This is a genomic window from Parapontixanthobacter aurantiacus (assembly GCF_009827635.1).
In the GTDB taxonomy this organism is placed as follows: Bacteria; Pseudomonadota; Alphaproteobacteria; order Sphingomonadales; family Sphingomonadaceae; genus Parapontixanthobacter; species Parapontixanthobacter aurantiacus.
The window spans coordinates 1,325,679-1,347,283 of the sequence record NZ_WTYW01000001.1 but is presented as its reverse complement, the minus strand read 5'-3'; the positions used below and the strand labels follow the sequence as shown (position 1 = coordinate 1,347,283).

At 63.3% G+C, this 21,605-nt stretch carries 28 protein-coding genes; 13 read left to right on the top strand and 15 right to left on the bottom strand.

What is annotated here, in order from left to right:
• Positions 1-31: 31 nt before the first annotated feature.
• From GRI38_RS06570 to GRI38_RS06560, 3 genes are all read right to left on the bottom strand, one after another.
• Positions 32-784: a thioredoxin domain-containing protein gene (locus GRI38_RS06570; protein WP_160682069.1), complete on the bottom strand. Its 753-nt coding sequence runs from the start codon at positions 782-784 to the stop codon at positions 32-34.
• A 115-nt stretch (positions 785-899) separates the two neighbouring features.
• Complete coding sequence (locus GRI38_RS06565) at positions 900-1,646, bottom strand: thioredoxin domain-containing protein (protein ID WP_237487441.1); 747 nt, start codon at positions 1,644-1,646, stop codon at positions 900-902.
• A 2-nt stretch (positions 1,647-1,648) separates the two neighbouring features.
• The gene (locus GRI38_RS06560) at positions 1,649-2,239 is read right to left on the bottom strand and encodes a DUF721 domain-containing protein (RefSeq protein ID WP_237487366.1); all 591 of its coding nucleotides are present in this window, start codon (positions 2,237-2,239) and stop codon (positions 1,649-1,651) included.
• Between the two features lie 14 nt (positions 2,240-2,253).
• On the opposite strand from GRI38_RS06560, the gene GRI38_RS06555 reads away from it, so the two are divergent.
• Complete coding sequence (locus tag GRI38_RS06555; RefSeq protein ID WP_160682067.1) at positions 2,254-3,336, top strand: NUDIX domain-containing protein; 1,083 nt, start codon at positions 2,254-2,256, stop codon at positions 3,334-3,336.
• Here the strand turns inward: GRI38_RS06555 and GRI38_RS06550 are convergent.
• Complete coding sequence (locus tag GRI38_RS06550) at positions 3,333-3,554, bottom strand: hypothetical protein (RefSeq protein ID WP_160682066.1); 222 nt, start codon at positions 3,552-3,554, stop codon at positions 3,333-3,335. The two genes, GRI38_RS06555 and GRI38_RS06550, sit on opposite strands and share 4 nt — an antisense overlap.
• A gap of 134 nt (positions 3,555-3,688) precedes the next feature.
• On the opposite strand from GRI38_RS06550, the gene GRI38_RS06545 reads away from it, so the two are divergent.
• From GRI38_RS06545 to GRI38_RS06530, 4 genes are all read left to right on the top strand, one after another.
• The gene (locus GRI38_RS06545; RefSeq protein ID WP_160682065.1) at positions 3,689-5,026 is read left to right on the top strand and encodes a serine hydrolase domain-containing protein; all 1,338 of its coding nucleotides are present in this window, start codon (positions 3,689-3,691) and stop codon (positions 5,024-5,026) included.
• A gap of 5 nt (positions 5,027-5,031) precedes the next feature.
• Positions 5,032-5,934, top strand: a complete 903-nt coding sequence (gene nudC / locus GRI38_RS06540) for an NAD(+) diphosphatase (protein WP_160682064.1) — start codon at positions 5,032-5,034, stop codon at positions 5,932-5,934.
• A complete protein-coding gene (locus tag GRI38_RS06535) occupies positions 5,931-6,644 on the top strand; it encodes a DsbA family oxidoreductase (RefSeq protein WP_160682063.1) in 714 nt (237 codons plus the stop codon). The genes nudC and GRI38_RS06535 overlap by 4 nt, the downstream gene beginning before the upstream one ends.
• Positions 6,645-6,776: 132 nt before the next feature.
• Positions 6,777-7,481 (top strand): hypothetical protein, encoded by a 705-nt coding sequence (locus GRI38_RS06530; protein ID WP_160682062.1) that lies wholly within the window; start codon positions 6,777-6,779, stop codon positions 7,479-7,481.
• 73 nt (positions 7,482-7,554) lie between these two features.
• Here the strand turns inward: GRI38_RS06530 and GRI38_RS06525 are convergent, their stop codons facing one another.
• From GRI38_RS06525 to mgtE, 3 genes are read right to left on the bottom strand one after another with little or no spacing between them, the layout of a single operon-like run.
• Positions 7,555-7,803, bottom strand: coding sequence for a hypothetical protein (locus GRI38_RS06525; RefSeq protein ID WP_160682061.1), 249 nt, complete (start codon positions 7,801-7,803; stop codon positions 7,555-7,557).
• A 53-nt stretch (positions 7,804-7,856) separates the two neighbouring features.
• Positions 7,857-8,249, bottom strand: coding sequence for a DUF1489 family protein (locus GRI38_RS06520; protein ID WP_160682498.1), 393 nt, complete (start codon positions 8,247-8,249; stop codon positions 7,857-7,859).
• A 52-nt stretch (positions 8,250-8,301) separates the two neighbouring features.
• Complete coding sequence (gene mgtE, locus GRI38_RS06515) at positions 8,302-9,777, bottom strand: magnesium transporter (protein ID WP_160682060.1); 1,476 nt, start codon at positions 9,775-9,777, stop codon at positions 8,302-8,304.
• Positions 9,778-9,898: 121 nt separating this feature from the next.
• Between mgtE and GRI38_RS06510 the strand changes: the two genes are divergently transcribed.
• Positions 9,899-10,363, top strand: coding sequence for a peptidylprolyl isomerase (locus GRI38_RS06510; RefSeq protein WP_160682059.1), 465 nt, complete (start codon positions 9,899-9,901; stop codon positions 10,361-10,363).
• Between the two features lie 460 nt (positions 10,364-10,823).
• Here the strand turns inward: GRI38_RS06510 and GRI38_RS06505 are convergent, their stop codons facing one another.
• The gene (locus GRI38_RS06505) at positions 10,824-11,174 is read right to left on the bottom strand and encodes a hypothetical protein (protein ID WP_160682058.1); all 351 of its coding nucleotides are present in this window, start codon (positions 11,172-11,174) and stop codon (positions 10,824-10,826) included.
• Between the two features lie 48 nt (positions 11,175-11,222).
• Between GRI38_RS06505 and GRI38_RS06500 the strand changes: the two genes are divergently transcribed.
• The 3 genes from GRI38_RS06500 to GRI38_RS06490 all read left to right on the top strand — a co-directional run bounded on the left by GRI38_RS06500 (position 11,223) and on the right by GRI38_RS06490 (position 14,146).
• The gene (locus GRI38_RS06500) at positions 11,223-11,567 is read left to right on the top strand and encodes a hypothetical protein (RefSeq protein ID WP_160682057.1); all 345 of its coding nucleotides are present in this window, start codon (positions 11,223-11,225) and stop codon (positions 11,565-11,567) included.
• A gap of 73 nt (positions 11,568-11,640) precedes the next feature.
• Positions 11,641-12,984 (top strand): tRNA (N6-isopentenyl adenosine(37)-C2)-methylthiotransferase MiaB, encoded by a 1,344-nt coding sequence (miaB, locus tag GRI38_RS06495; RefSeq protein ID WP_160682056.1) that lies wholly within the window; start codon positions 11,641-11,643, stop codon positions 12,982-12,984.
• A gap of 103 nt (positions 12,985-13,087) precedes the next feature.
• The gene (locus GRI38_RS06490) at positions 13,088-14,146 is read left to right on the top strand and encodes a PhoH family protein (protein WP_160682055.1); all 1,059 of its coding nucleotides are present in this window, start codon (positions 13,088-13,090) and stop codon (positions 14,144-14,146) included.
• 57 nt (positions 14,147-14,203) lie between these two features.
• On the opposite strand, the gene GRI38_RS06485 is transcribed toward GRI38_RS06490, so the two are convergent.
• The gene (locus GRI38_RS06485) at positions 14,204-14,548 is read right to left on the bottom strand and encodes an ATP-binding protein (protein ID WP_337191267.1); all 345 of its coding nucleotides are present in this window, start codon (positions 14,546-14,548) and stop codon (positions 14,204-14,206) included.
• A 327-nt stretch (positions 14,549-14,875) separates the two neighbouring features.
• Between GRI38_RS06485 and GRI38_RS06480 the strand changes: the two genes are divergently transcribed.
• From GRI38_RS06480 to GRI38_RS06465, 4 genes are all read left to right on the top strand, one after another.
• Positions 14,876-15,046 (top strand): CsbD family protein, encoded by a 171-nt coding sequence (locus tag GRI38_RS06480; protein ID WP_160682054.1) that lies wholly within the window; start codon positions 14,876-14,878, stop codon positions 15,044-15,046.
• Between the two features lie 280 nt (positions 15,047-15,326).
• Positions 15,327-15,803 carry an rRNA maturation RNase YbeY gene (ybeY, locus tag GRI38_RS06475; protein WP_160682053.1) on the top strand — a complete coding sequence of 159 codons (477 nt, stop codon included), beginning with the start codon at positions 15,327-15,329 and terminating at the stop codon, positions 15,801-15,803.
• Positions 15,804-15,861: 58 nt separating this feature from the next.
• On the top strand, positions 15,862-16,815 hold the full coding sequence (locus tag GRI38_RS06470; protein ID WP_160682052.1) for a hemolysin family protein: 954 nt from the start codon (positions 15,862-15,864) through the stop codon (positions 16,813-16,815).
• 72 nt (positions 16,816-16,887) lie between these two features.
• The gene (locus GRI38_RS06465) at positions 16,888-17,802 is read left to right on the top strand and encodes a LysR substrate-binding domain-containing protein (RefSeq protein ID WP_160682051.1); all 915 of its coding nucleotides are present in this window, start codon (positions 16,888-16,890) and stop codon (positions 17,800-17,802) included.
• Here GRI38_RS06465 and GRI38_RS06460 read toward each other — a convergent pair.
• From GRI38_RS06460 to GRI38_RS06435, 6 genes are all read right to left on the bottom strand, one after another.
• Positions 17,799-18,635, bottom strand: a complete 837-nt coding sequence (locus GRI38_RS06460; protein WP_237487365.1) for a lysophospholipid acyltransferase family protein — start codon at positions 18,633-18,635, stop codon at positions 17,799-17,801. The two genes, GRI38_RS06465 and GRI38_RS06460, sit on opposite strands and share 4 nt — an antisense overlap.
• Positions 18,636-18,727: 92 nt before the next feature.
• Positions 18,728-19,150: a transcriptional repressor gene (locus GRI38_RS06455; RefSeq protein WP_160682050.1), complete on the bottom strand. Its 423-nt coding sequence runs from the start codon at positions 19,148-19,150 to the stop codon at positions 18,728-18,730.
• Between the two features lie 104 nt (positions 19,151-19,254).
• Positions 19,255-19,701, bottom strand: a complete 447-nt coding sequence (locus tag GRI38_RS06450) for a Ros/MucR family transcriptional regulator (RefSeq protein WP_160682049.1) — start codon at positions 19,699-19,701, stop codon at positions 19,255-19,257.
• A gap of 132 nt (positions 19,702-19,833) precedes the next feature.
• Positions 19,834-20,358, bottom strand: coding sequence for a GNAT family N-acetyltransferase (locus GRI38_RS06445; RefSeq protein WP_237487364.1), 525 nt, complete (start codon positions 20,356-20,358; stop codon positions 19,834-19,836).
• The gene (gene tsaB, locus GRI38_RS06440; RefSeq protein ID WP_160682048.1) at positions 20,339-20,953 is read right to left on the bottom strand and encodes a tRNA (adenosine(37)-N6)-threonylcarbamoyltransferase complex dimerization subunit type 1 TsaB; all 615 of its coding nucleotides are present in this window, start codon (positions 20,951-20,953) and stop codon (positions 20,339-20,341) included. The genes GRI38_RS06445 and tsaB overlap by 20 nt, the downstream gene beginning before the upstream one ends.
• Before the next feature lie 39 nt (positions 20,954-20,992).
• The gene (locus GRI38_RS06435) at positions 20,993-21,601 is read right to left on the bottom strand and encodes a malonic semialdehyde reductase (RefSeq protein ID WP_160682047.1); all 609 of its coding nucleotides are present in this window, start codon (positions 21,599-21,601) and stop codon (positions 20,993-20,995) included.
• Positions 21,602-21,605: the final 4 nt, after the last annotated feature.

Sequence of the window (21,605 nt, the reverse complement as noted above, 5' to 3'; positions counted from 1 at the left end):
CGAACCGCTCAGACCGCGTCCCCCTCTTGCGTTAGCGGGCTCCGGCCCGTTCGAGTGCCTCGCGAACGCCGTCCCAGCTGTTCGTGTCGAGCTTCGTTCCGTTGAGGAAGAAGGTCGGCGTGCCAGTTACGTCGTCGCCCGAATAGCTGTCGGAGAAGCCGGCGAGACGTTCCATCGCGCCATAGTCGGACAGGCACTGGCGCGCCTGAGCTTCGCTGACGCCGCGCGCTGCGAAGAAGTCCAGCATTCCGCTACGCTCGGCAAAGGCGACGAAGCGCTCGTTTTCCGGAAGCTGCATGGCCTGTTCGAGGGCGGGTCCGGCGGCCTGCGCCTGGTCGAGCAGCGGGCCGAGATTGCTCCAGACCTCGTGCGACAGCGGATAGACCGCCTGCAGGCCGGGACATTCGATGAGGCGCGTCAGGACGAGGTCGGGCGTCCCGTGGATCATGAAGCTGCGCAATTCGAAATTCACGCGGCCCGAATTGATGAATTCCTCCCGCAAGGGCTCGTCCGAGGCGACGGAGAAAGCGGCACAGGCGGGACAGGTGAGCGAGCCATACTCGACGAGCGAGATGGGCGCGTCGGGATTGCCGATGAGATAGCCACCGCGATCCGTCACCTGCACCTGATCGGTCCAGGCGCCGCTGTCGGGCGCGGCAACCTCTGCGACCGCTTCGCCTTCGGGTATTTCGCCGCCGGTATTCGCCTGTTCGCAGGCCGTCAGCGCAAGCGCCATGGTCGCGGCCAGTGCCAGCTTGCCGAAAGTCTTCGAAATCGTCGTCATGTCAGGATCGCCCCTCGCGATGAAATTGGTCGTATCGGCACTAGCGCAAAGCTGCGTGCCTCGCAAAATGTTGCGGCTGGCCGGCCGCGCGCTATCCACATATCGTCACCGTCCGTCAATCGGCGAAGACCGATGGCTCGTCGAGGTCCGCCGGTTCGTCGGTATCGAGGATCGCCGCTTCGATAAGGGGCTGCAACTGCTGCCAGCTATGGATGCCCGGCTGCGGTTCGCCGTCGATCGCGAAGCTGGGCGTGCTGGGCAGGCCGAACTCCGTATAGTTCTTCTGCGCCTGGGCGATCAGCGCATCGGCCCGCATCTGGTCCGAGAGACAGGCGTCGAGATCGGTCCGGCGATAGCCTGCGCTTTCGAACATCTCGTAAAAGCCGAGCCCGCTCGCAATGCTGCGCCGCGCATTGGCGGACGTGTTGCCCTGCGACCAGAGGGCAATCTGGCTCTGCGGTGCGTTGCGCAGCGTTTGCAGCCATTCACCTTGCCGGGAATAGACATTCATGTGGTTCTTGTAGAACCGGTCGTCGGACCCGCATTCCACCAGCATCGTCGCCACCAGATCGACCGGATTGTGGATCATCGGCCGGTATTCGAGCGTCACTTGGTTCTGCCCAATATAGCCGATCTGCATCGCGCCTTCGCTCTGACGCGTGAAATTGGCGCAGGCGGGGCAGGTATAGGAGATGAAGGCGATAAGCGAGACGGGCGCTTCCTCGTTGCCGACGCTATGACCCGCTTCGGTCGTCCGTGCCGCCGCCAGACCCTGCATCTGCGCGATGGCCGGACTCGCTCCGAGGCCGAGCGCCAACGCCGCGAACGCCAGTGCACCTTTCTTCAGTAGCATACTCGTCATCTTCACTTGTCGTCCTTCGTGGCCATGCTTCGCGCCAGTGATTCGAGCACCGTCCGCAATTCCGGGTCGCCGATGTCGCGCAGCGATTCGCCAAGCTCCATCGGGATCGGACGCAATGAGGGCGGCGCCTTGGGCCGGCTGGTATCGGGCGGAGGCTTAACTTCGCCTTGCCGGATCTTCACCCGCGCCACCGCCTTGTAGCCGAAGAAGCGGTTCACGCGCTCGATGATCTCCGGGATGACATGCTGGATGAGCGGCGCATGGGCGGGCATCACGACGAGTTGCATGATCCCTTCCGCCTTCTCGCCCGGCGGGAAGCGGATCGATTCCGGCGCACAGACGCGCGCATGGACGTCCCCGACGATTTCCGGCCAGCGCGAGACGACGCTCGATTGCACGAAGCCGAAGCGGCGAAAGGCCGTCCGACCGATCTGCGGCATGAGGTTGGAGATTTGCTTGGCTTCCCCACCGCGCGGACGTTCATAGGCCTTGGCACGCGGCGCTTTCGCCCGGCTCGCGGCACTCTTGCCCGCGTTCTCCGCGGCCTTTCGCAGCCTGTCGTCCTCGTCCCGTTTCATCCTGCGCGTCTCCATGCCATATCGCCTGCGTGACCGCCACCGACAACCGCATCGCACACGAAGAAATCGCGCCCCGCCTGCTCGAATGGTACGACAGCCATGCGCGCGCGCTACCGTGGCGTATTCCGCCCGGAGGCGAGCGGCCCGATCCCTATCGCACATGGCTGTCCGAGGTGATGCTGCAACAAACGACCGTCGCGGCGGTGAAGCCCTATTTCAAGAAGTTCACACGGGTCTGGCCCGATGTCGATGCGCTCGCGGCAGCGTCCGACGCCGACATCATGGCTGCCTGGGCGGGACTCGGCTATTACTCGCGCGCCCGCAACCTCGTCGCTTGCGCAAGGCAGGTATCCGCCATGGGCGGCTTTCCGGAAACGGAAACGGAATTGCGCCGGCTGCCGGGCGTGGGCGACTATACCGCCGCGGCCATCGCCGCCATCGCGTTCCGGCAAAGGGCGGTGGTCGTCGATGCGAATGTCGAGCGGGTCGTCGCGCGCTTGTTCGCGATCGGCGAACCCTTGCCCGGTGCGCGAAAGGCCATCCGCAGCGCCACGCACACCATCACCCCGTCACACCAAAGCGGCGATTTCGCGCAAGCCATGATGGATCTCGGCGCGACGATCTGCACGCCGCGCGATCCGCGGTGCCTGCTCTGCCCGCTGGCCGATGCTTGCAAGGCGCGGGCGTCGGGCGAGGCGACCCGCTATCCGGTGAAGCCTGCGAAGAAATCCGTGCCGGAGCGGCGCGGAACCGCCTTCTGGATCGAGCGGGAGGGGCCGGGCAGTCTGCGTCAGGTATGGCTCGTCGAACGGTCTGCGGCGGTCATGCTCGGCGGGATGCGCGCTTTGCCGGACGATGGCTGGACGGCGAGAGCGGACGGTTCGGGCGAGCCGCCCGTTTCAGCGGATTGGGAAAAGGCGGGGGCGGTGCGCCACGGCTTCACCCATGCAAAGCTCACCCTCGATCTGCTTCGAACGAAGCTGAACGAGGCGAGCGCTGTGTCGGGGAAGGGCGAATGGTGGGATGTCGACGCGCTCGAAGACGCGGGATTGCCGACGCTGTTCGCCAAGGCGGCTCTGCTGGCCCTCGCAGCCGATGACGACGAAACCTAGAAGATACCGCCGCCGATCATCAAGCGCAGGACCGCAATCGCCAGCACGATGAGGCAGAAGTTCCGCCCGCCATTGCGGCTCGACAAGGCACCGACCGCGACCCCTGCCACGACGACCGGAAGCGCGAACCAATTGCCCCAGCCGAGGAATGGTATTTGCGAAGGAATGACGATCAGCAGCGAGAACAGGCCGATGAGAATGGAAAGAATGTTGAGCATCGTGTCTTATATGGATAGGACAGTAGGAATTTGCAAGACGAACCCGTCTCGGCAATAGACGGTTCAGTTCAGACCGTTATTCCGCAATATCATTTGCCCGGCGACCTGCCTTTTCCCATTCGAGGATGTTCACGATGGCCTTTCGATCCTTTTCTTCCGATGCAACCCTGTCGCGGCGCGGCATCCTCCGCGCTGCGGCGTTCGGCGGGGCAGGCGCTTTTCTTGCGGGTTGCACCGGGGCGCGCGGAGTTCTCGCGCAAGTCGCGCCGAAGATCGAATGGAACGCCGTCAGGGCCATCGGCGACCGGTACGTCTCGCAGCGCAAGATCGCGAACTACGTCGCCGCGATCGGCTTCGGCCAGCAGGACCCCGAATATCTCTATCGCGGACCGCTCTCGATCGGCGGCAACGTGCCCGCCGGACCCGACAGCCTCTATCGCATCTATTCCATGACCAAGCCGGTCACGGGCGTCGCTGCTTCCATGCTGATCGACGCCGGAAAGCTTGAACTCGACCAGCCCCTGAAGGACATTCTGCCCGCCTTTGCGGACATGCACGTCCTCACCAGCCCGACCGCCGCGGTCACCAGCACCGTCCCGGCAGAGCGCGACATCACGATCCGCCAGTTGCTCACCCACACCGCCGGGCTCGGCTACAACATCATTCAGTCCGGCCCGATCCGCGACGCCTATAACCGGGCCGGCATCGTTCCGGGCCAGGTTAGCCGACTGCCGATACCGGGGCAGTTTTCGGGGCGGCCCGCCCCCAGCCTCGCAACTTTCGCAGACCGGTTGGCGAAATTGCCGCTCGTCTATCAGCCCGGCACGCGGTGGAGCTATTCCGTCTCGCTCGACCTGATGGGCCGGGTAATCGAAGTCGTTTCGGGTCAGCCCTTCGACAGTTTCCTGCGCGACAACATCTTCGGCCCAGCCGGGATGGACAGCACCTATTTCACCGTGCCGCAGAGCGAGGTCGATCGGCTGACGACGAATTACGGCTTCGTCGCGGGCAACCTGATTCCGATCGATCCCGCCCGTTCCTCGATCTATCTCGACAAGCCGGAATTTCCTTTTGGCGGCGCGGGTCTCGTCAGCAGTCCGCGCGACTATGACCGGTTCAACAAGATGCTCGTGGGCTATGGAGCGATCGAGGGGCGGCGCGTCGTCAGCGAGAACGCCATCCGCATTGCGACCAGCAATCTGCTTCCCGAGGGAGTATCGCTCGCCAACACCTGGATGGGTGGGGGCGGATACGGCGCGGGCGGCAGCGTCGGCGCGGGCGGTCAGGAAGGCACTTATGGCTGGGCCGGCGCAGCGGGGACCGCGGCCATGGTCAATATGAAGACGGGCCTGCGCGCCGGATTGTTCGTGCAGTATATGCCGACCGATGCACAGCCGCTGCGCGCTGACTTCATGGAAGCCCTTGCGAAAGACATCGAGGCCGCCCGTGCAGCCATGAAGGTTGCCGCCTGAACGCGATGCCCGCAGCTACGATACTGCCGATAGCCTTCGCTGGATCGCCGCTCGACAGGGCGGACCATATCCGGACCGATCCCGACGGTCTGGCGGGGCTTATGAACTGGCGCGCGCGCCTGCTCCTGCTCGACGGGCTCAATCCGGCGATGGATGAAAGCGGTCGGCTTGCCTGGGGCACGCTGGCCGACGCGCCGGAGCAATGCGATCTGGTCTTTTTAGGCTTCGACGAGGGCAAGGCGTGCTTCGCCGCCGTCCCGGAACAGGGAGCAACCGGCCCCGCCTATGCCGACCCGCGCGTATGGTCGGCGATGCAATTGCTCTCTGCCCCCGATCTGGCCGTCTATGGCGGGGCGCGCAGCCTCGTCGACTGGCATGCAAGGCACCGCTTCTGCGCCCGGTGCGGCGCGGCAACGAAGCTCGCAAAAGGCGGCTGGCAACGCGATTGCGAGGCATGCGGCGCGAGCCATTTTCCGCGTACCGACCCCGTCACGATCATGCTCGTCATGCATGGCGAAGGTGCGGATCGTCGCCTGCTGCTCGGACGCCAGCCGCGCTTTCCCGAGCGGATTTATTCGGCGCTCGCCGGGTTCGTGGAACCGGGCGAGACCATCGAGGAGGCCGTGGCCCGCGAAGTGCAAGAGGAAGCGGGGGTCGCGGTCGAGAACGTGACCTACATCGCGAGCCAGCCCTGGCCGTTTCCCTCGCAATTGATGATCGGTTGCCATGCGACGGCGCTGAGCGATGCTTTGACCATCGACGAGACCGAACTGGAAGATGCGCGCTGGTTCACGCGCGCCGAACTCGAAGCGGCTCGCGAGGCGGGACCCGACGGAACCGAATTGCTGGTCTTTCCGCGGAAGGAAGCGATTGCGCACCACCTCGTGACATGGTGGCTCGAGCAATGACGGACGGCCCGCAACAGGTCGCCAGCGACGGAAAGTCGGCGCTCGTCATCGACATCTTTTCGGATGTCATGTGTCCGTGGTGCCTCATCGGCTGGGGTCAGCTTTCGAAGGCGCTCGATCAGCTTTCCGACACGGTCATCGCCGAAATCCGCTGGCATGCATTCGAGCTGAACCCGGACATGCCGGACGAAGGCGAGGAGCGGGTCGCCCATATCGCTCGCAAATACGGACGGACAGCGGAACAGGCGGCTGCGGTCGTCGGTCAGATGGCGCAGGCTGCCGAGGATGCGGGTGTCAGCCTCGATTACGCAGGCGAGACGGAGAACGCCCCGCCAGCGATGATGTGGAACACCTTTGCTGCGCACAAGCTGCTTCACTGGGCGCTCGCTGAACACGGCGCCGAACGGCAAACGGAACTGAAACTCGCCTTGTTCGCGGCGCATTTTCATCACCGCCGACGGATCGGCAAGTGCGAAGTTCTGCTCGACATCGCCGAGGAAACGGGATTCGATCGTGCAGGGGCGGCAGCGGCTCTCGACGACCGGGCGATTGGCGAAGCCGTGCGCGCGGACGAACAACAGGCCTACGCCATGAACATCACCGGCGTTCCGGCAATGATCTTCGATGGCAAGTTCATGGTGCCGGGGGCGCAAGGTGCGGAAACCTACGTCAACGTGATCGAGCGCGTACTCTCGAAGCGCGTCTCGTAATAAGACATCGTGTCCAAGACGGCGCTATGTGAGGCGTCGAGAAGACCTTCGATTTGCTTTATGTCAGTTTCGTGACACTTTTGGTGGCTCGTGCGTTGAATCGCGCGAGATACTAAAAATGCGGGGGAAACGATGGCAACACCAGCAAGATCATTCGAACGGGATCACCACCACGATGGCCTGATTTCGAGTGTGATGGCGCTCGTGAGGCAAGCGGTGACGTCCTCCTGGGATCATCGGTACGCCCTGCTGGTAGGGTTGGTCTTGGTCATCCTGCTCGAAGTCGCCGGATATTTTCTGAGCAGCGCAGCCGATACTAGCCTGATGAACCTCTTGCGGGACCCCAACGCAATGGCGGGCCAACCCTGGTTCTTTGGGGGTCTCGAAATTGCCGGAATGCTGATCCTCGCCTTTCTGACGGGCGGAGTGATTTTTTCAGCGTCCCTGTCGCGCGGCAGGATGGCATCGTTTCTCTGGTCGGGCGGCCTTCTGTCGGTTCTGCTCTTCCTCGACGATGCCTACATGCTGCACGAGAACGCCTATCGGGTGGGTCTGTCCGAGAACAAGATTTTCCTCGTTTACGGGCTGATCTTCCTCGCGATCCTCGGCTGGCACTGGAAACTGCTCGCGCGAACGCCCCTGGCGATCCTCGGGCTTTCCCTCGCATTCCTGGCCTCCAGCGTTCTCCTGGACAACATCGAATTCCTGAGCAGGGCAATCTATGCGGGAGAAGACCTGTCCGAACTTATCGGTTTCACGCTCTGGGGAGTCTATTTTTTCATAGTCGGGCGGGATGCAGTGGCTTCGCGAAAGAGCGCGACACCGCGCCTTCACTGAATTTGCCGCGCAACGAAAAAGACCCCGCCGATGCTCCGGCGAGGCCTTTCACGTTCAATAAATTTGAGGCCAGTCAATTGTTCTCGCGCTTTTCCTGAATGGCAGCGCGTGATTTGGGACCTTTTTGCGCGTCTTCCTGCGGATTGTCCGAACCGACGACCGGTTCGCGATTGTCCGGGTCGGTTGCGCGGTTCAGTTCGGCACGCTTGCCGACGCGGCGATTGACCTCGCCACCGGACGAACCCTGCTGCGAAGGGGTCGGCTGCTCCTTCATTTCGTCGATGAGATCGTTGTCGGGGTGGCGCGATTGGCGTTCGGGCATGAAATATTCTCCTTTGCCCTGTCAACGAGCGAGCGGAGCGCTGCGTTCCGAAATCAGATCAACCCAAGCTTCTGCAGCTTGCCGGCAAGGCGGCCGGGCAGGACATCGCCGATATCCTCGCCTTCCTCGAGGTCGCGCGGGGCATTCGCCTCCTCCAGATAGCGCCAGCCCTGATGCGCGCGCTTGGGCCTCGGCAGGACGGCGATCAACCGCGGTTCGAGGTGGATCCACCAGCGCCCCTCTGGCGTTTGCTCGAACCCCCTGATCGGCGTCCGCCCGACAAGCGCGTGATCGCGGATCCAGTAAAGCGAGCCACCCGCCATCTCCTCGTGCCGCTTGGGCAGATAGCGCGTGGTCAGCCGCATGTCCTTGCGATTGCGAAACCAGCTTTCGAGATCGGCGTGGCTCTTCGCTCCGAAGGCGATCTTCGTCATGTGCAGCGGCATGGACCGCATATAGGAAGCCAGTCAGCCATTGCGAGCGCGCCAGCCCGGGGGGTTAACCCGCCAGTCCTGCCGAGACCGCCAGTCCGAGAAAGGCGAAGAAGCCCATCGAATCGGTGATCATCGTGACGAACACGCTCGAGGCGACCGCAGGGTCCTGGCGCAGGCGGTCGAAGATGACGGGGACCAGCACGCCGGCAAGGCCCGCCGTGACGACATTGATGATCATCGCCGCCGCAATGACGATACCGAGCGTCGGGGTAAAGATGGCGCCGGTCGCCAGCCCGACCAGCACTGCGATCGTCGCACCGTTGAGGAAGGCAACCTTCATCTCGCGCAGCAGGATGCGCCCCGTATTGCTGCGCGTAAGCTGGTTCATCGCGATGGCGCGCACGGTCACCGCCATCGTCTGCGTTCCCGCATTGCCCCCGATGCTTGCGACGATCGGCATGAGGACGGCGAGCGCCACCAGTTCCTCGATCGCGGCGCCGAACGCGGCGATGATGAAGCTCGCGACGAGCGCCGTGCCGAGATTGGCGACGAGCCAGCGCACGCGGCTCTTATAGGCATCGCGCAGCGGCTCGTTGATGTCGCCTTCGCCTGCACCGGACAATAGCATGACGTCCTCGCCCGCTTCCTCTGCGATGATGTGGACGATGTCGTCGACCGTCATCTGCCCGACCAGCCGGTCGTCCTCGTCCACCACCGCGGCGGAGATAAGGCCGTATTTCTGGAACATCAGCGCGACTTCTTCCTGGTCGAGCATGACGGGGATCAGCGTCTGGTCCCGCTTCATCACGTCGGACAGGGGGATGTCGCGCGGCGTCCGCAAAATCCATGACAGCTGGCACGTGCCGACGGGGTGATGGGTGTGGTCGACGACGAAGATTTCCCAGAAGTCGTCGGTGAGATCGCCGTCCTCGCGCAGATAGTCGATGAGCGCACCCACGGTCATGTGTTCGGGCACCGCGACGAAATCGCGGCTCATCAGTCGTCCGGCGGTCTCTTCGGGATAGGACAGCGCCCGCTCGATGGCGATACGGTCCTCAGCATCGAGTTCGGCGAGGATGGCCCGCTGGTCCGAACTGTCGAGATCCTCGATCAGCTGGACGGCGTCGTCGGTCTCCAGCTGCTCGGCGATGGATGCGACCGCTTCTGGGGCGAGCGATTCCATCATGTCGTCGCGCACATAGTCGTTCAGTTCGGCGACGACCTCGCTCGACATGAGGTCGGTGATGGAAGCGGCGAGGCGATGTCGTTCCTCGCGTTCGAACAGTTCGAGAAGGTCGGCGATATCGGCGGGGTGCAGCGGTTCGACGAGGTCGTAGACAGCCTCGCCGTCTTCCGCGTCCAGCGCATTGCGGACCGCCGCGACGAATTCGGGCTTGAGCGTGTTTTCCTCGTCCATCCGCTCGTCATCGATGCGGTCGTCGGGAATCTTGGCTTCCGCCTCGCGGTCGTCCGCGCGCACGACCGTATCCGGCGCCTCGGCCAGCGCCAGTTCGTCGTCGCGGGGATCGTCGGTCGCCATGTCTGCGGCTCTAGGCACGGGGGGGCGAAAAGCAAGAACCTATACCATCGGCCACGGCCAAAGGGTGACAGCCCCCGCCAACGCCCTATATGGACCGCATAATCAAAGGAGATTGCTGTATATGGCCGACCAGAAACTGACGCTCACCCTCGACACCGGCAACGGAGAAGGCGGCGATGTCGTCATCAAGCTGCGCCCGGACCTGGCGCCCGGCCATGTCGAGCGCATCACCGAACTGGCCCGCGAAGGCTTCTATGACGGGGTGCTCTTCCACCGCGTGATCCCCGGCTTCATGGCGCAGGGCGGCGATCCGACCGGAACCGGCATGAGCGGGAGCGACAAGCCCGACCTCAAGGCAGAGTTCAACAGCGAGCCGCATGTGCGCGGAACCTGCTCGATGGCGCGGACACAGGTGCCGGACAGCGCGAATTCGCAGTTCTTCATCTGCTTCGACGACGCGCATTTCCTCGACGGAGAATATACCGTTTGGGGTCAGGTCGAGGAAGGCATGGAGCACGTCGATGCGCTGCCGAAGGGTGAGCCGCCGGCGAATCCGGGCAAGATCACCAAGGCGACGGTTGGGTAGCTAGCGCAAGCTGCAATGGCATGATTACGGTGTATTTAGTCTGTGGCGCCGTATTCGTCGCGGCCTTATCTATAACAATGTTAAGTGCTCATGCTCGATGGATAACTCGTGGGCGAAGGCCTTTCTTCGTCGGGCTGCTCCCAGTTTGGATGTTTATTGTCGCCACCGGGATCAACCCTTTTGGCACGGTTCCTTTCGCAATGTTGGTGGCGTTTATGCTGTGGCCGGTTTGGCTGTCATGGGCGGCCGGCTATTTTATGGGCTTGGCTTACCTAGATGAACTATGAACAGAATGCGGTATTAAGTCTGATCCTTTACTCAGCGGGTCTTAAACTGTGATCTGCTATCAAAATGTAGTGCGCGAATAGGTCGCCGGTCCAAGACAAGTTGCGTTAATACTGCAGCCTCTCCATTTTATTCAATTGGATAGACCGCAGCAGCAGAATTTCGGCCTTTTCTGCTAATGATTATCAATACTAAGATGTTGAATTTGTTCGTTTTTCGGAACCAGCCGTGATAAAACAGCATTGTTTGGGTAGACCGACGATTGAGGAGACCACTCATGCAATGTTCCGCCTGCAAGTTCTATAACGACAATCAAAGCGAATGCCGTCGCTATGCCCCGTCGCCCGCCGAGGGTGACAAAAAGGCGCATTGGCCGACTGTCGCAGCCGACGACTGGTGCGGTGAGTTCGTGCCTGAAGAAAGTCAGCGCGCCGTCGCCTGACCATTCGATCGAATACCGAACGGAAAGAGGCCGGGGCGATGCTCCGGCCTTTTTTGTTGTCCCGGCTCCTCCGAAGGTTGACATCGCGCCAGTTGCATATCATTCTCAATAGCAGATTGAGAGGTTTGCGACGTGATCGAGAATTTCAGGACGGTCTGGCACGGCTGTCATGCAAATGACGATGCGACTTTCGGCCGCGGTGCTTCGGCCCGGGTGGCGAAATGGTCGCTCGAACGCGCCGAGGCCGTCCTGCGCTATGCGGGACGGGCGCCGGTGCAGGTCGCCGAGCCGGGCAGTGCCGATGTCACCGCGCATGAGCGCAGCCTCGAAGCGGTCGTCATCGATCTTGCGAGGGGCGACCGCCCGCTCGCCCGTCTCCATGCCCAGTGGCTCGTAAAGCCGCAGGCGATCGAGCACTTGCTGCGCGCTCTCGAACCCGTCGCTGCCGGGCCCGCCTGCCTCGTCCGCGCGGCCTGACCCCACGTCGGCCCACACCCCGCGCGAGAAGCGTTGAACCCCTTCGCCCTTTGCGTTAGAGGGCGCGCTTCTCATGAAACCGACCAACGCCCCCAAGACCTATCGGGTCAAGAGCTTCGGCTGCCAGATGAACGTCTATGACGGCGAGCGTATGGCCGAACTCCTTGGCGAGCAGGGCATAGCGCCTGCCGCCGAAGGCGAGGACGCCGACCTCGTCGTGCTCAACACCTGCCACATCCGGGAAAAGGCGGCGGAAAAGGTCTATTCCGACATCGGCCGCATCGTGAAGCGCGGACGCGAGGCGGGCCGTCAGCCGCTGATCGCGGTCGCAGGCTGCGTGGCGCAGGCCGAGGGCGAAGAGATCATGGCCCGTGCTCCGGCGGTCGGCATGGTCGTCGGTCCGCAGGCCTATCACCGCCTGCCGGAAATGCTCGACCGGGCGGTGAAGGGCGAGCGCGCCGCCGATACCGACATGCCGGCGATCGCCAAGTTCGCCGCCTTGCCCCGCCGCAAGCGGTCTGCACCGGGCGCTTTCCTCACGATCCAGGAAGGCTGCGACAAGTTCTGCACCTATTGCGTCGTGCCCTATACCCGCGGGGCGGAAATCTCCCGCCCTTACGCCGATCTCGTCGAGGAGGCGCAGAAGCTGGTGGAGGCCGGTGCGCGCGAGATCACCCTGCTCGGCCAGAATGTCAGCGCCTGGAGCGGAGAGGACGCTGCGGGCCGCCGGATCGGGCTGGGCGGTCTTATCCGCACGCTCGCAAAGGTCGATGGGCTCGCCCGCATCCGCTACACAACGAGCCACCCCGCCGACATGGATGACGACCTCATCGCGGTGCATGGCGAGGTCGACAAGCTGATGCCCTATCTTCACCTGCCGGTGCAGTCCGGCAGCGACCGCGTGCTGAAGGCGATGAACCGTAGCCACACGGCGGAAAGCTATCTGAAGCTGCTAGAACGCTTCCGCGCAGCGCGGCCTGATCTCGCGCTGTCGGGCGATTTCATCGTCGGCTTTCCCGGTGAGAGCGAGGCCGAGTTCGCCGATACGCTCGCACTGGTGGATGCCGTCGGTTACGCGCAGGCTTTCAGCTTCAAATACTCGCCCCGTCCCGGCACGCCCGCCGCGACGATGGACGCGCAGATTGCGCCCGAAGTGATGGACGAGCGACTCCAGCGTCTGCAGGCGTCCCTGCGCCGCGACCAGCTTGCCTTCAACGAGGCGAGCATCGGCACAAACTGCGAGGTGCTGGTGGAACGGCGCGGCAAGCGCGACGGGCAGTGGCTCGGCAAGTCGCCCTGGCTGCAATCCGTGCATTTCACCGGAGAGGCCGAGATCGGCGATCTCGTGCGGGTCGAGATGACCTCCGCCGGACAGCAGTCGATGGGCGGCGCCCTGCTGCAACCCGCCGCCGCCTGAGCGGCACCGGCATAGCGGCTTTCCACCGTTCCGCGACCGCCGCGAACTTGTCAGGCGACGCTTTCCGATTATCTTGTAGGGCAACGCAGCAATAAGGAAGCGCATGGCCCGAAAACCCCCACCCGCCGGCGGCACGGATGCCGATAGCGACATCGCCCTCAGCAATCCGCCGACACCGCGCCGGGAAACGCGCCGGGCCAAGGCCGACATCTCCTTCGACAATCAGGCGCTGCTCGGCACGCTTTACGGACAGTTCGACGCCAATCTGGTGCAGGTCGAGAACCGCCTGGGCGTATTCATTTCGGCCCGCGGCGACGAATTGCAGATAGAGGGGCCGGAGGACGGGGTCGCCCGCGCGAAGGAAGTGCTCCAGACGATGTACGACCGGCTGGCGCAGGGGCAGGACCTCGATGCGGGCGCGATCGAGGCGCTGATCGCGATGTCGAACGAGCCGACCTTGGAAGGCATCATTTCGGGCGATCGCAGCGATCCCAAGGCGGCGCCGATCATGATCCGCACGCGCCGCAAGACCATCGTGCCGCGCTCCGCCACGCAGATCGACTATATGCGCAGTCTGGCGCGCGACGACATCATCTTCGCGCTCGGCCCTGCGGGAACCGGCAAGACCTATCTCGCCGTCGCGCAGGCGGTCAGCCAGCTCATTACCGGCAGCGTGCAGCGCCTCATCCTGTCGCGTCCGGCGGTCGAGGCGGGCGAGAAGATCGGCTTCCTGCCCGGCGACATGAAGGAGAAGGTCGACCCCTTCCTCCGCCCGCTTTACGACGCGCTGTACGACTGCATGCCGCCCGAACAGGTGGAGCGGCGGATGGCCTCGGGCGAGATCGAAATCGCCCCCATCGCCTTCATGCGTGGACGGACGCTGGCCGACGCCTTCGTCATTCTGGACGAGGCGCAGAACACCACGCGCGAGCAGATGAAGATGTTCCTCACCCGGTTCGGCCAGAACAGCCGGATGGTGGTGTGCGGCGACCCGCGCCAGGTCGACATTCCGGGCGGCTCGGGGATGAGCGGGCTGAATGATGCGGTTGACAAGCTCGAAGGGGTGGAGGGTTTCGGCACCATCCGCTTCTCCGCCGCCGATGTCGTGCGTCACCCGATCGTCGGTCGCATCGTCGAGGCTTACGAGGGCAAGGCGGAGTAGCGATACGCAGTCGAGCCGGGGCTGGGCGCCGTCCAGCTGCGTCGGGTTAGGGAAGCCCTATTGCTCGGAAGCGATGATGTCCGCCTGCTCGTCGAGCGGGATGTCGAGCGTTATCGTCGTGCCCTTGATCTTCGTATCGACATTGAGATCGCCGTTCAGACCCGCGACGAGATTGCGCACGATGCGCGAACCCAGATTGCCGTTATTCGGCCAGTCGTGATCGGCCGGCATTCCCGTACCATCGTCCATGACGCTGATGCGCAGCGTGCTGCCGCTCAATTGCTTGACCCGCGCCTCGACCAGCCCTTCCGAACGATCCTCGAACGCGTGTTGCAGTGAATTGGTCAGCACTTCTGAAAAGATGAGGCCGGTCCGCGCCGCGGTCTCGACCGGGACGGCGATCTTGTCGGCATCGAAATTGACGCGGATGCCCTCGCGCCCGTCGATATGCGCGATGGCCGAAGCGATCCGTCCGAGGTAAGCGCCCAGCGGAACGATGACCCGCCCTCGGTGTCAAATTCTCCAACGAATTAAAAGTCTTAGGGGGAGAAGGTCCGGGTTGGCAGAGACCCCGAACGCGCGAGTGAAAGCGCCTCTCGTGCGTTTGATTTCCGCAAGATTCAGGGGGCTCATCGCCAAATTCGATAACGCGTCGAGCCGGAACATCTCGCACCGTCGTTCGCTTGATAAATGATGGCAATATTGCCGTGCAGAACAAGGAGAGCGAACATGGGCGAGCTGACAGAAAAAGCGAAGGGCATGACCAACGAAGCGGTCGGTGAAGCGAAGCAACATTCCGGCGATGCAGAAACGCGCGCAAAAGGCCGCGCGCAGGAGCGCAAGGGCGAAGCCCAGAACGTCAAGGGCGAAGTCGAAGGCGCAACCGGCGACAAGATCTGACCCAAACATCATGTGACAGGAGAAGGGGCCGCGATCCGGCCCCTTTTTCTTCGCGCGCTTTCGACGATGTGACCGGTTTCCTCTCGCAGTGCGTCTTTCCTACGGTTGCGGGCTGTAGTATTTGCATCGCGATGACCGCTGTGCCGCCATTCTCCGTGACTTTTTCGCGCCTTGTGCAGGTTCTGCGACGGACGGGTTTTTCTTCCGCAAGACCGTGTTCCATGTGTTCCAACCGTGCTTCACACGCGACGAACCGAGCGAATTAAGAGGGCCTTTCGTTATGATGCTCGACGTGGATCTGGAAGGCTGGCCGGAAGGCGGGTGGGAGGCGCTTGCGGACAGGACGGCGGAGGCGGCGGCGGGCGTCGAGCCGTTGCTCGCCAACGATCGGCTTGCGGCAAGCGTCCTGTTCACGACCGACGCGGAGGTTCATGCGCTTAACCGCGAATGGCGCGGGCGCGACAAGCCGACCAACGTCCTCTCTTTTCCCATGCTGGACCGCGATGCGCTTGCCGGCCTCGCTTCCGACGGTCCGCCCGAAATGCTGGGCGACATCGCGCTTGCCTACGAAACCTGCCTGGCCGAAGCGCGAGACAAGGGGATTGCGCTGGCCGATCACGCTGCCCATCTGCTGCTCCATGGGTTCCTCCATCTGGCCGGGCACGACCATGTCGACAGCGCGGAACAGGCGGAGGCGATGGAGGCGCTGGAAATTCGCGCGCTTCGCACAATGGGCATTGCCAACCCCTACGATTAGAGCGATGGTTGCATCATTCGCAACAGTGCCGGCAGGACAGGAGTAACCAGCAAGGGCCATGCCCGATACCGATAACGAGAGAAGCTCGACCGCGGGAGAGGCGGAGAGTAGCAGCGGGCTGTGGCCCGCACTTCGCAAGTTGATGGGGGTGGAGGATTCCGACCGCTCGCTGCGCGCCCAGCTCGAGGAAGCGATCGACGAGCATGAGGGCGAACATTCGGACGAGGGCGAGGGCGAAACGGTCCCGCGCAATGGCGACCTATCGTCGGTGGAACGGCAGATGCTGCGCAACATGCTCCACTTCAGCGAGCACGATGCCGACGACGTCGCGGTGCCGCGCGGAGAAATCATCGCCATTCCCGCCAATAGCGGCTGGGAGGAGGTGGTCGCCCTGTTCGCGGAGCATGGCCATTCGCGGATGCCCGTCTTTCGCGACAGCCTCGACGACGTCATCGGGATGATGCACATCAAGGACATCTTCCCCTATCTCGCTTCGCGCAAGGATCCGCCCGCCGACTGGACGACCCTGATGCGCCAGCCGCTCTACGTTCCCCAGACGCGCAACGCGCTCGACGTGCTTGCCGACATGCGCCAGCAGCGGATGCATCTTGCCGTGGTGCTCGACGAGTTCTCCGGGACCGACGGGATCATCACGATCGAAGATCTCGTCGAGGAAATCGTCGGAGAGATCGAGGACGAGCATGACGATGCGCCCGAAGAGCAGATCGTTCCGCTGGGCGAGGGCGTCTGGGATTGCGACGCGCGCGCGGAACTCGACGACGTCGCCGATGCGCTCGATCCGCGGCTTGCCGAAGTCGCCGAATCGGTCGATACGCTGGGAGGCCTTGCCTTCATCCTTGCCGAACAGGTGCCGCCGGTGGGCGAAGTCCTCACCCATTCGAGCGGCTGGCGGATCGAAGTGACCGAAGGCGACGAGACCCATGTGAAGCGTTTGCGGCTCCACGCACCCGAGGACATGCGCGAGGCAGCGCGAGCGGCGGAGGCCGGGTGATGCGTGTGCACGACTTCGTTACGCACACCGCAGGCGCCTCGAGCGTTGTTCCTCCGATGAAGGGTTGCTGCCATGGCTAATCGGCGGCTTCCGCCCCTGCGCGCGCTGGAGGCGTTCTCGCGCACCGTCAGGCTCGGCTCAGCGCGGGCGGCGGCAGAGGAACTCGGCCTCAGCCCAAGCGCGCTGTCGCGGAGGATCGGCAATCTCGAGGAGTTCACCGGGCGCAAGCTGTTCACCCGCGCGCGCCAGTCAATGCAGCTGACCGACGACGGACAGGCCTTCTACGACGCGGTCGATCCGCATCTGGAGGCGCTTGCCCGTGCAGTCGAGGGGCAGTCCGACAATCTGTCCGTCCTGCGCCTGAGGCTGGGCGTGTTGCCGCTGTTCGGCTCGCAGCGCCTCTTTCCGCGCCTCGCGGAACTGCGGGCGCGCCATCCCCTCCTGCATATCGACATCGACACCGGACCGCATCTGGAAGACCGGGTGGGCGATACGCTCGATGCCGCGATCATCCTCAGCCAGGGTCCCGACAAGCGCCTTCACGCCGTGCGCCTCGATCACAACATGGTCCACGCGATCTGCAGCCGCGACATCGCGGCGCGCCTTCAGGGCGAGGACGGGAAAGACAACGGTTCGGGGCAGAGGGTCGACCTCGCGACGCTGTCGAAGCAGACCTTCCTCATCCATAACGAGTTGCCGGCCAGCTTCGAGGCTTGGAAGCGCGCCCTCGAGATCAGCGACTTCGAGCCCGCCGCTATCGATCACTACGATTCCGGCCAGCTGATGCTGGAAGCCGCGGCGCAGGGGCTCGGCATCGCGATCATGCATGACGATCACCTGCGGCGCGCGGCGGACAACAGGCTCGCTCGCCTGTTCGATGTCGAGGTCGAAAGCCCCTACAGCTACTGGTTCGTCTGCCGTCCCGGCTCTCTGGAGGAACGCCCGGTGCGCTCGTTCCATGACTGGCTGATCGGCGCGAATCTCTAGGCGGTTGGCGGAGGTTTGGGCGGCGCGGCATAGCGGATCGCCGCCACGGTATGCTCGAAATCGCGCAAGGGCTTGCCCAGATTGTCGAGCAGGACCGCTTCCATCCGGTGCCGCGCTTCGGCTCCGATCGCCTTTCGACCGGGGAAGTCCTCCGGATTGAAGGGTTCGAGGTAGTGAATGAAGACGGGGAAGGAACCTTTGCGCGCAAAGACCCGCTTTGCATTGTGGACGCCGCTTTCCTCGCCCACCCATCCGATCCACTCGGCGACGGCGGCATAGTCGATGACGACCGGCTGCACGAGGATGCCGGGGGGCGGCGGTTCGAGGACCTTCAGCATGGAGGTCTTGAACGGCAGGAGGGAATGGCCGTCGGTCGTGGTGCCTTCGGGAAAGATGGTGACCGACCAGTTGTCCGCCAGCGCATCCTTCAGCAAGTTCACCTGCTCGGCGACGCCCATGCGGTTCTCGCGCTTGACGAAGACGGTGCGATTGAGGCCCGCGAGCCAGCCGACCAGCGGTGCCTTCGCCAGCTCGGCCTTCGCCACGAACGCTGTGCCGCTGGCCCCTGCAAGCACGAGGATGTCGAGCCAGCTTATGTGATTGGCAAGAAAGAAGACGTCGCGCTTCAGGGGTGTGCCGACATTTCTCGCCCGCGCGCCCAGCACGCGCCCGGTATAACGCAGGAAGTATTTGGGGAAGGGCGAGCCGTAGGCGAAGATGCGATAGACGTAATGGGCCGGTACGAAAATCAGGATGAGAACCAGCAGCAGGATGACCCGCACGATCAGGCGCATCCAGCCTGCAAGTCCGATTGGCGTCGCCTCGCCCTGCATGGCCGCACGCCGGGTGGGATCGTCATAGGCGGCGGACCGGCCGATTTGCGACCGGACTTGTGCGTAGGCGTCGCTCGGGGCGTCCGGCTCGTTCAGTTGTCGCGGTCCTGTCGCACGCCGTATAGTTCCATGCGGTGATCGACGAGGCGATAGCCGAGCTTCTCCGCGATCTGCTTTTGCAGGGATTCCAGTTCGGGATCGACGAATTCGATCACGTTACCCGTCTCGACGTCAATCAGGTGATCGTGATGCGCTTCCGGGGCGGCTTCGTAACGAGAGCGCCCGTCTCCGAAATCGTGCCGATCGAGGATGCCCGCCTCTTCGAACAGGCGAACCGTTCGATAGACGGTCGCGATCGAAATCTTGGGATCGATGGCGGCAGCGCGGCTGTGCAGCAATTCGACGTCCGGGTGATCGTCGCTGTCGGACAGGACCTTGGCGATGACGCGGCGCTGTTCGGTGATCCGGAGGCCGCGCTCGGCACATAATTGTTCGACATCGATCCGGTTCGCCACGAAATGCCTGCTCCTTCAAAATAGCTGCGCCCCGGCTTTGTATCGGGCCGGGGCGCTTCGCTCAAGTTCCGCTTCGATGCTCGGGGGCAGAGGGCGCCCGCTTATCATGCGTCGGCGGACTTCTTCTTGCGGCCCCGCTTTTGTCCGGGCTGCCGACCGAGGCCGATCTTCTTCGCCAGATCGCGTCTCGTATCGGCGTAATTCGGCGCAACCAGCGGATAGTCCGGCCCGAGGTCCCAGCGTTCCTTGTACTCGGCAGGCGTCATGTCATGCTCGGTGCTGAGATGGCGCTTGAGCATCTTCATCTTCTTGCCGCAGTCGAGGCAGACGATGTAGTCCTTCTTGACCGAGGAGCGGACCGAGACTGCCGGTTCGGGTGTTTCCTGCGGCGCTGCGTGCGCGTGACCGAGACCGGCGAGTGCCTGATGGACGGTACTGATGAGCGTGGGGACTTCGCTTACATCGACCGAATTATTGCTGACGTGAGCGGCAACGATGTCCGATGTCAGAGTTATCAAAGTCTCCGACATATCCGTTTCGTAGTTTTCCATGTTCCACCTTGATTTGTTCCATGCGACCCCTCTTTTGATTCTTTATTGACGAGGGTCCGTCGCCCTTGGAACACGGTCTTCGCCAATACAAGCGTCGTACATCGAATTGTCACAATTTTCCAGACGAATAGTCTATAGAAAGGTAAGCAGGCTTCGCTTGAACGTGAGCGCGTCGAGCCGCTCGCCATTGCTTTCGCGGTAATAGCCGCGCCGCCGCCCGATCGGCTCGAACCCTGATCTTTCATAGAGTTTTCGCGCCGGGTTGTTCTCCCGCATTTCGAGGAACACCGCTTCCGCCCCCCGAGCGGCGGCGTCGCGGAAAAACCGCTCAATCAGTTTCGCGGCATGACCGCGGCGACGATATTCCGGACGCACGGCGACGAGCAGCAATTCCTCTTCGCCCGGAGCCGCACGCGACAGGAGGAAACCTGCCTGCTCCGCAGCGCGATCGCCGGGACAGTTTCCGGACACGTCGCACAGGAGATAATGGGTCGAAGGCGTCACTAGCGCGTCGGACAATTGGCGGCGGTTCCACGCTTCGCCCCAGCGCGGATCGAACGCCGCCTCCATAATCTCCATCATGCGGTCGATATCTTCGACCGGGGCGGCGGGGAGGATCGGATCGCTCGCCATCGTCTCAGACCGGGGCTTTCGCATCGGGTGGCCGGCCGTAAATCGGGGCGAGTTTTGCAATGTGGAGTTCGGCGGGCATCACCGGGAAGGCGCGTGCATCGGGAAGGATTTCGAGCGCCTGACCGCTGCCGCGCAGATCGACGAACGCCTCGGCTCGATTGCCGACGAAGACTTGCTCGTCAGCGAACCGCTCTACTGCCGCCTCAGGCTTGAGAGAAGCGTGATCCGCTCGAGGCAAACCCGTGGCATCGAACGGCTGGACGAAGAATTCTCCGTGACCGCCAGCCATCACTACCAGGAGATCGTTTTCCTCATGTTTCTCACGCGCGGCTGCGGCGACGATGGCAAGGGTGGGGAAGCCTTCCACGCGTGCGGACCAGGCGACACCGAGCGCGCGTGCAGCAGCGAGCCCGATGCGGGTCCCGGTAAAGCTGCCGGGACCGAGCGAGACGTAAATCTCATCCGCTTTCCCGCGGTCGGGCAGCGCGCCGACCATGGGGATCAGCCGCTCGGCATGGCCGCGACCGAGCACGCGGTGGTCCGCCGCAACGAGCTTGTCACCGTCGAACAGCGCGATCGAGCAGGCTTCGCTGGCCGTTTCGATGACGAGTTTGCGCATGATCCCGTCTCGGCTGCCGCTCCGCCCCTCCGCCTCTCGTCAGACGATCTGGTTAAACGTCTCGAAGTCGGGGCGCGGGCTGCGGTCGAAAATGGTGGTCCGGTCGCCATAGCCGATCGAGCAGACCCAGTCGGCCTTGACCTTCGGTCTGTCGCCGAAGAACGCCTTGGTTACGCCGTCGAGGTCGACGCCCGACATCGGGCCGCAATCGAGGCCGATCGCGCGCGCTGCCATGATGACATAGGCGCCTTGCAGGGCGCTGTTCCGGAAGGCGGCTTCCTCGCGGCCTTCTTCATCACCCTCGAACCAGCTTTTCGCATCGGTGTGCGGGAAGAGCCAGGGCAGTTCCTCGTGAAAGTCGATGTCGTAACCGATAATCAGCGTGACGGGGGCGGCGCGGATCTTGTCCTGATTGCCTTCGCTGGCGAGGTCGGCGAGCTTGTTCTTCTCCTCCTCGCTTCTCACCCAGACGAACCGGCCCGGCTGCATGTTGGCCGAAGTCGGACCCATCTTGGCGAGTTCGTAGATCAGCTTCATCTGATCCTCGGACACGTCCTTTTCCAACCAGCCATTATAGGTCCGCGCCTCGCGGAAGAGCTGGTCGAGGGCGTCGTCGGAAAGAAGGTTATCGTGATACTGCTTAGACATAAGG

Coding starts and splice junctions, on each gene's coding strand:
- GRI38_RS06445 (WP_237487364.1), bottom strand. CDS start 20,358: ATGCGAAAGCCCCGGTCTGAGACGATGGCGAGCGATCCGATCCTCCCC.
- GRI38_RS06505 (WP_160682058.1), bottom strand. CDS start 11,174: ATGTCAACCTTCGGAGGAGCCGGGACAACAAAAAAGGCCGGAGCATCG.
- GRI38_RS06565 (WP_237487441.1), bottom strand. CDS start 1,646: ATGACGAGTATGCTACTGAAGAAAGGTGCACTGGCGTTCGCGGCGTTG.
- tsaB (WP_160682048.1), bottom strand. CDS start 20,953: ATGCGCAAACTCGTCATCGAAACGGCCAGCGAAGCCTGCTCGATCGCG.
- ybeY (WP_160682053.1), top strand. CDS start 15,327: ATGATGCTCGACGTGGATCTGGAAGGCTGGCCGGAAGGCGGGTGGGAG.
- GRI38_RS06450 (WP_160682049.1), bottom strand. CDS start 19,701: ATGGAAAACTACGAAACGGATATGTCGGAGACTTTGATAACTCTGACA.
- GRI38_RS06530 (WP_160682062.1), top strand. CDS start 6,777: ATGGCAACACCAGCAAGATCATTCGAACGGGATCACCACCACGATGGC.
- GRI38_RS06465 (WP_160682051.1), top strand. CDS start 16,888: ATGGCTAATCGGCGGCTTCCGCCCCTGCGCGCGCTGGAGGCGTTCTCG.
- GRI38_RS06545 (WP_160682065.1), top strand. CDS start 3,689: ATGGCCTTTCGATCCTTTTCTTCCGATGCAACCCTGTCGCGGCGCGGC.
- GRI38_RS06525 (WP_160682061.1), bottom strand. CDS start 7,803: ATGCCCGAACGCCAATCGCGCCACCCCGACAACGATCTCATCGACGAA.
- GRI38_RS06435 (WP_160682047.1), bottom strand. CDS start 21,601: ATGTCTAAGCAGTATCACGATAACCTTCTTTCCGACGACGCCCTCGAC.
- GRI38_RS06480 (WP_160682054.1), top strand. CDS start 14,876: ATGGGCGAGCTGACAGAAAAAGCGAAGGGCATGACCAACGAAGCGGTC.
- GRI38_RS06460 (WP_237487365.1), bottom strand. CDS start 18,635: ATGCAGGGCGAGGCGACGCCAATCGGACTTGCAGGCTGGATGCGCCTG.
- mgtE (WP_160682060.1), bottom strand. CDS start 9,777: ATGGCGACCGACGATCCCCGCGACGACGAACTGGCGCTGGCCGAGGCG.
- GRI38_RS06550 (WP_160682066.1), bottom strand. CDS start 3,554: ATGCTCAACATTCTTTCCATTCTCATCGGCCTGTTCTCGCTGCTGATC.
- GRI38_RS06520 (WP_160682498.1), bottom strand. CDS start 8,249: ATGCCGCTGCACATGACGAAGATCGCCTTCGGAGCGAAGAGCCACGCC.
- GRI38_RS06470 (WP_160682052.1), top strand. CDS start 15,862: ATGCCCGATACCGATAACGAGAGAAGCTCGACCGCGGGAGAGGCGGAG.
- nudC (WP_160682064.1), top strand. CDS start 5,032: ATGCCCGCAGCTACGATACTGCCGATAGCCTTCGCTGGATCGCCGCTC.
- GRI38_RS06510 (WP_160682059.1), top strand. CDS start 9,899: ATGGCCGACCAGAAACTGACGCTCACCCTCGACACCGGCAACGGAGAA.
- GRI38_RS06570 (WP_160682069.1), bottom strand. CDS start 784: ATGACGACGATTTCGAAGACTTTCGGCAAGCTGGCACTGGCCGCGACC.
- miaB (WP_160682056.1), top strand. CDS start 11,641: ATGAAACCGACCAACGCCCCCAAGACCTATCGGGTCAAGAGCTTCGGC.
- GRI38_RS06560 (WP_237487366.1), bottom strand. CDS start 2,239: ATGGAGACGCGCAGGATGAAACGGGACGAGGACGACAGGCTGCGAAAG.
- GRI38_RS06535 (WP_160682063.1), top strand. CDS start 5,931: ATGACGGACGGCCCGCAACAGGTCGCCAGCGACGGAAAGTCGGCGCTC.
- GRI38_RS06490 (WP_160682055.1), top strand. CDS start 13,088: ATGGCCCGAAAACCCCCACCCGCCGGCGGCACGGATGCCGATAGCGAC.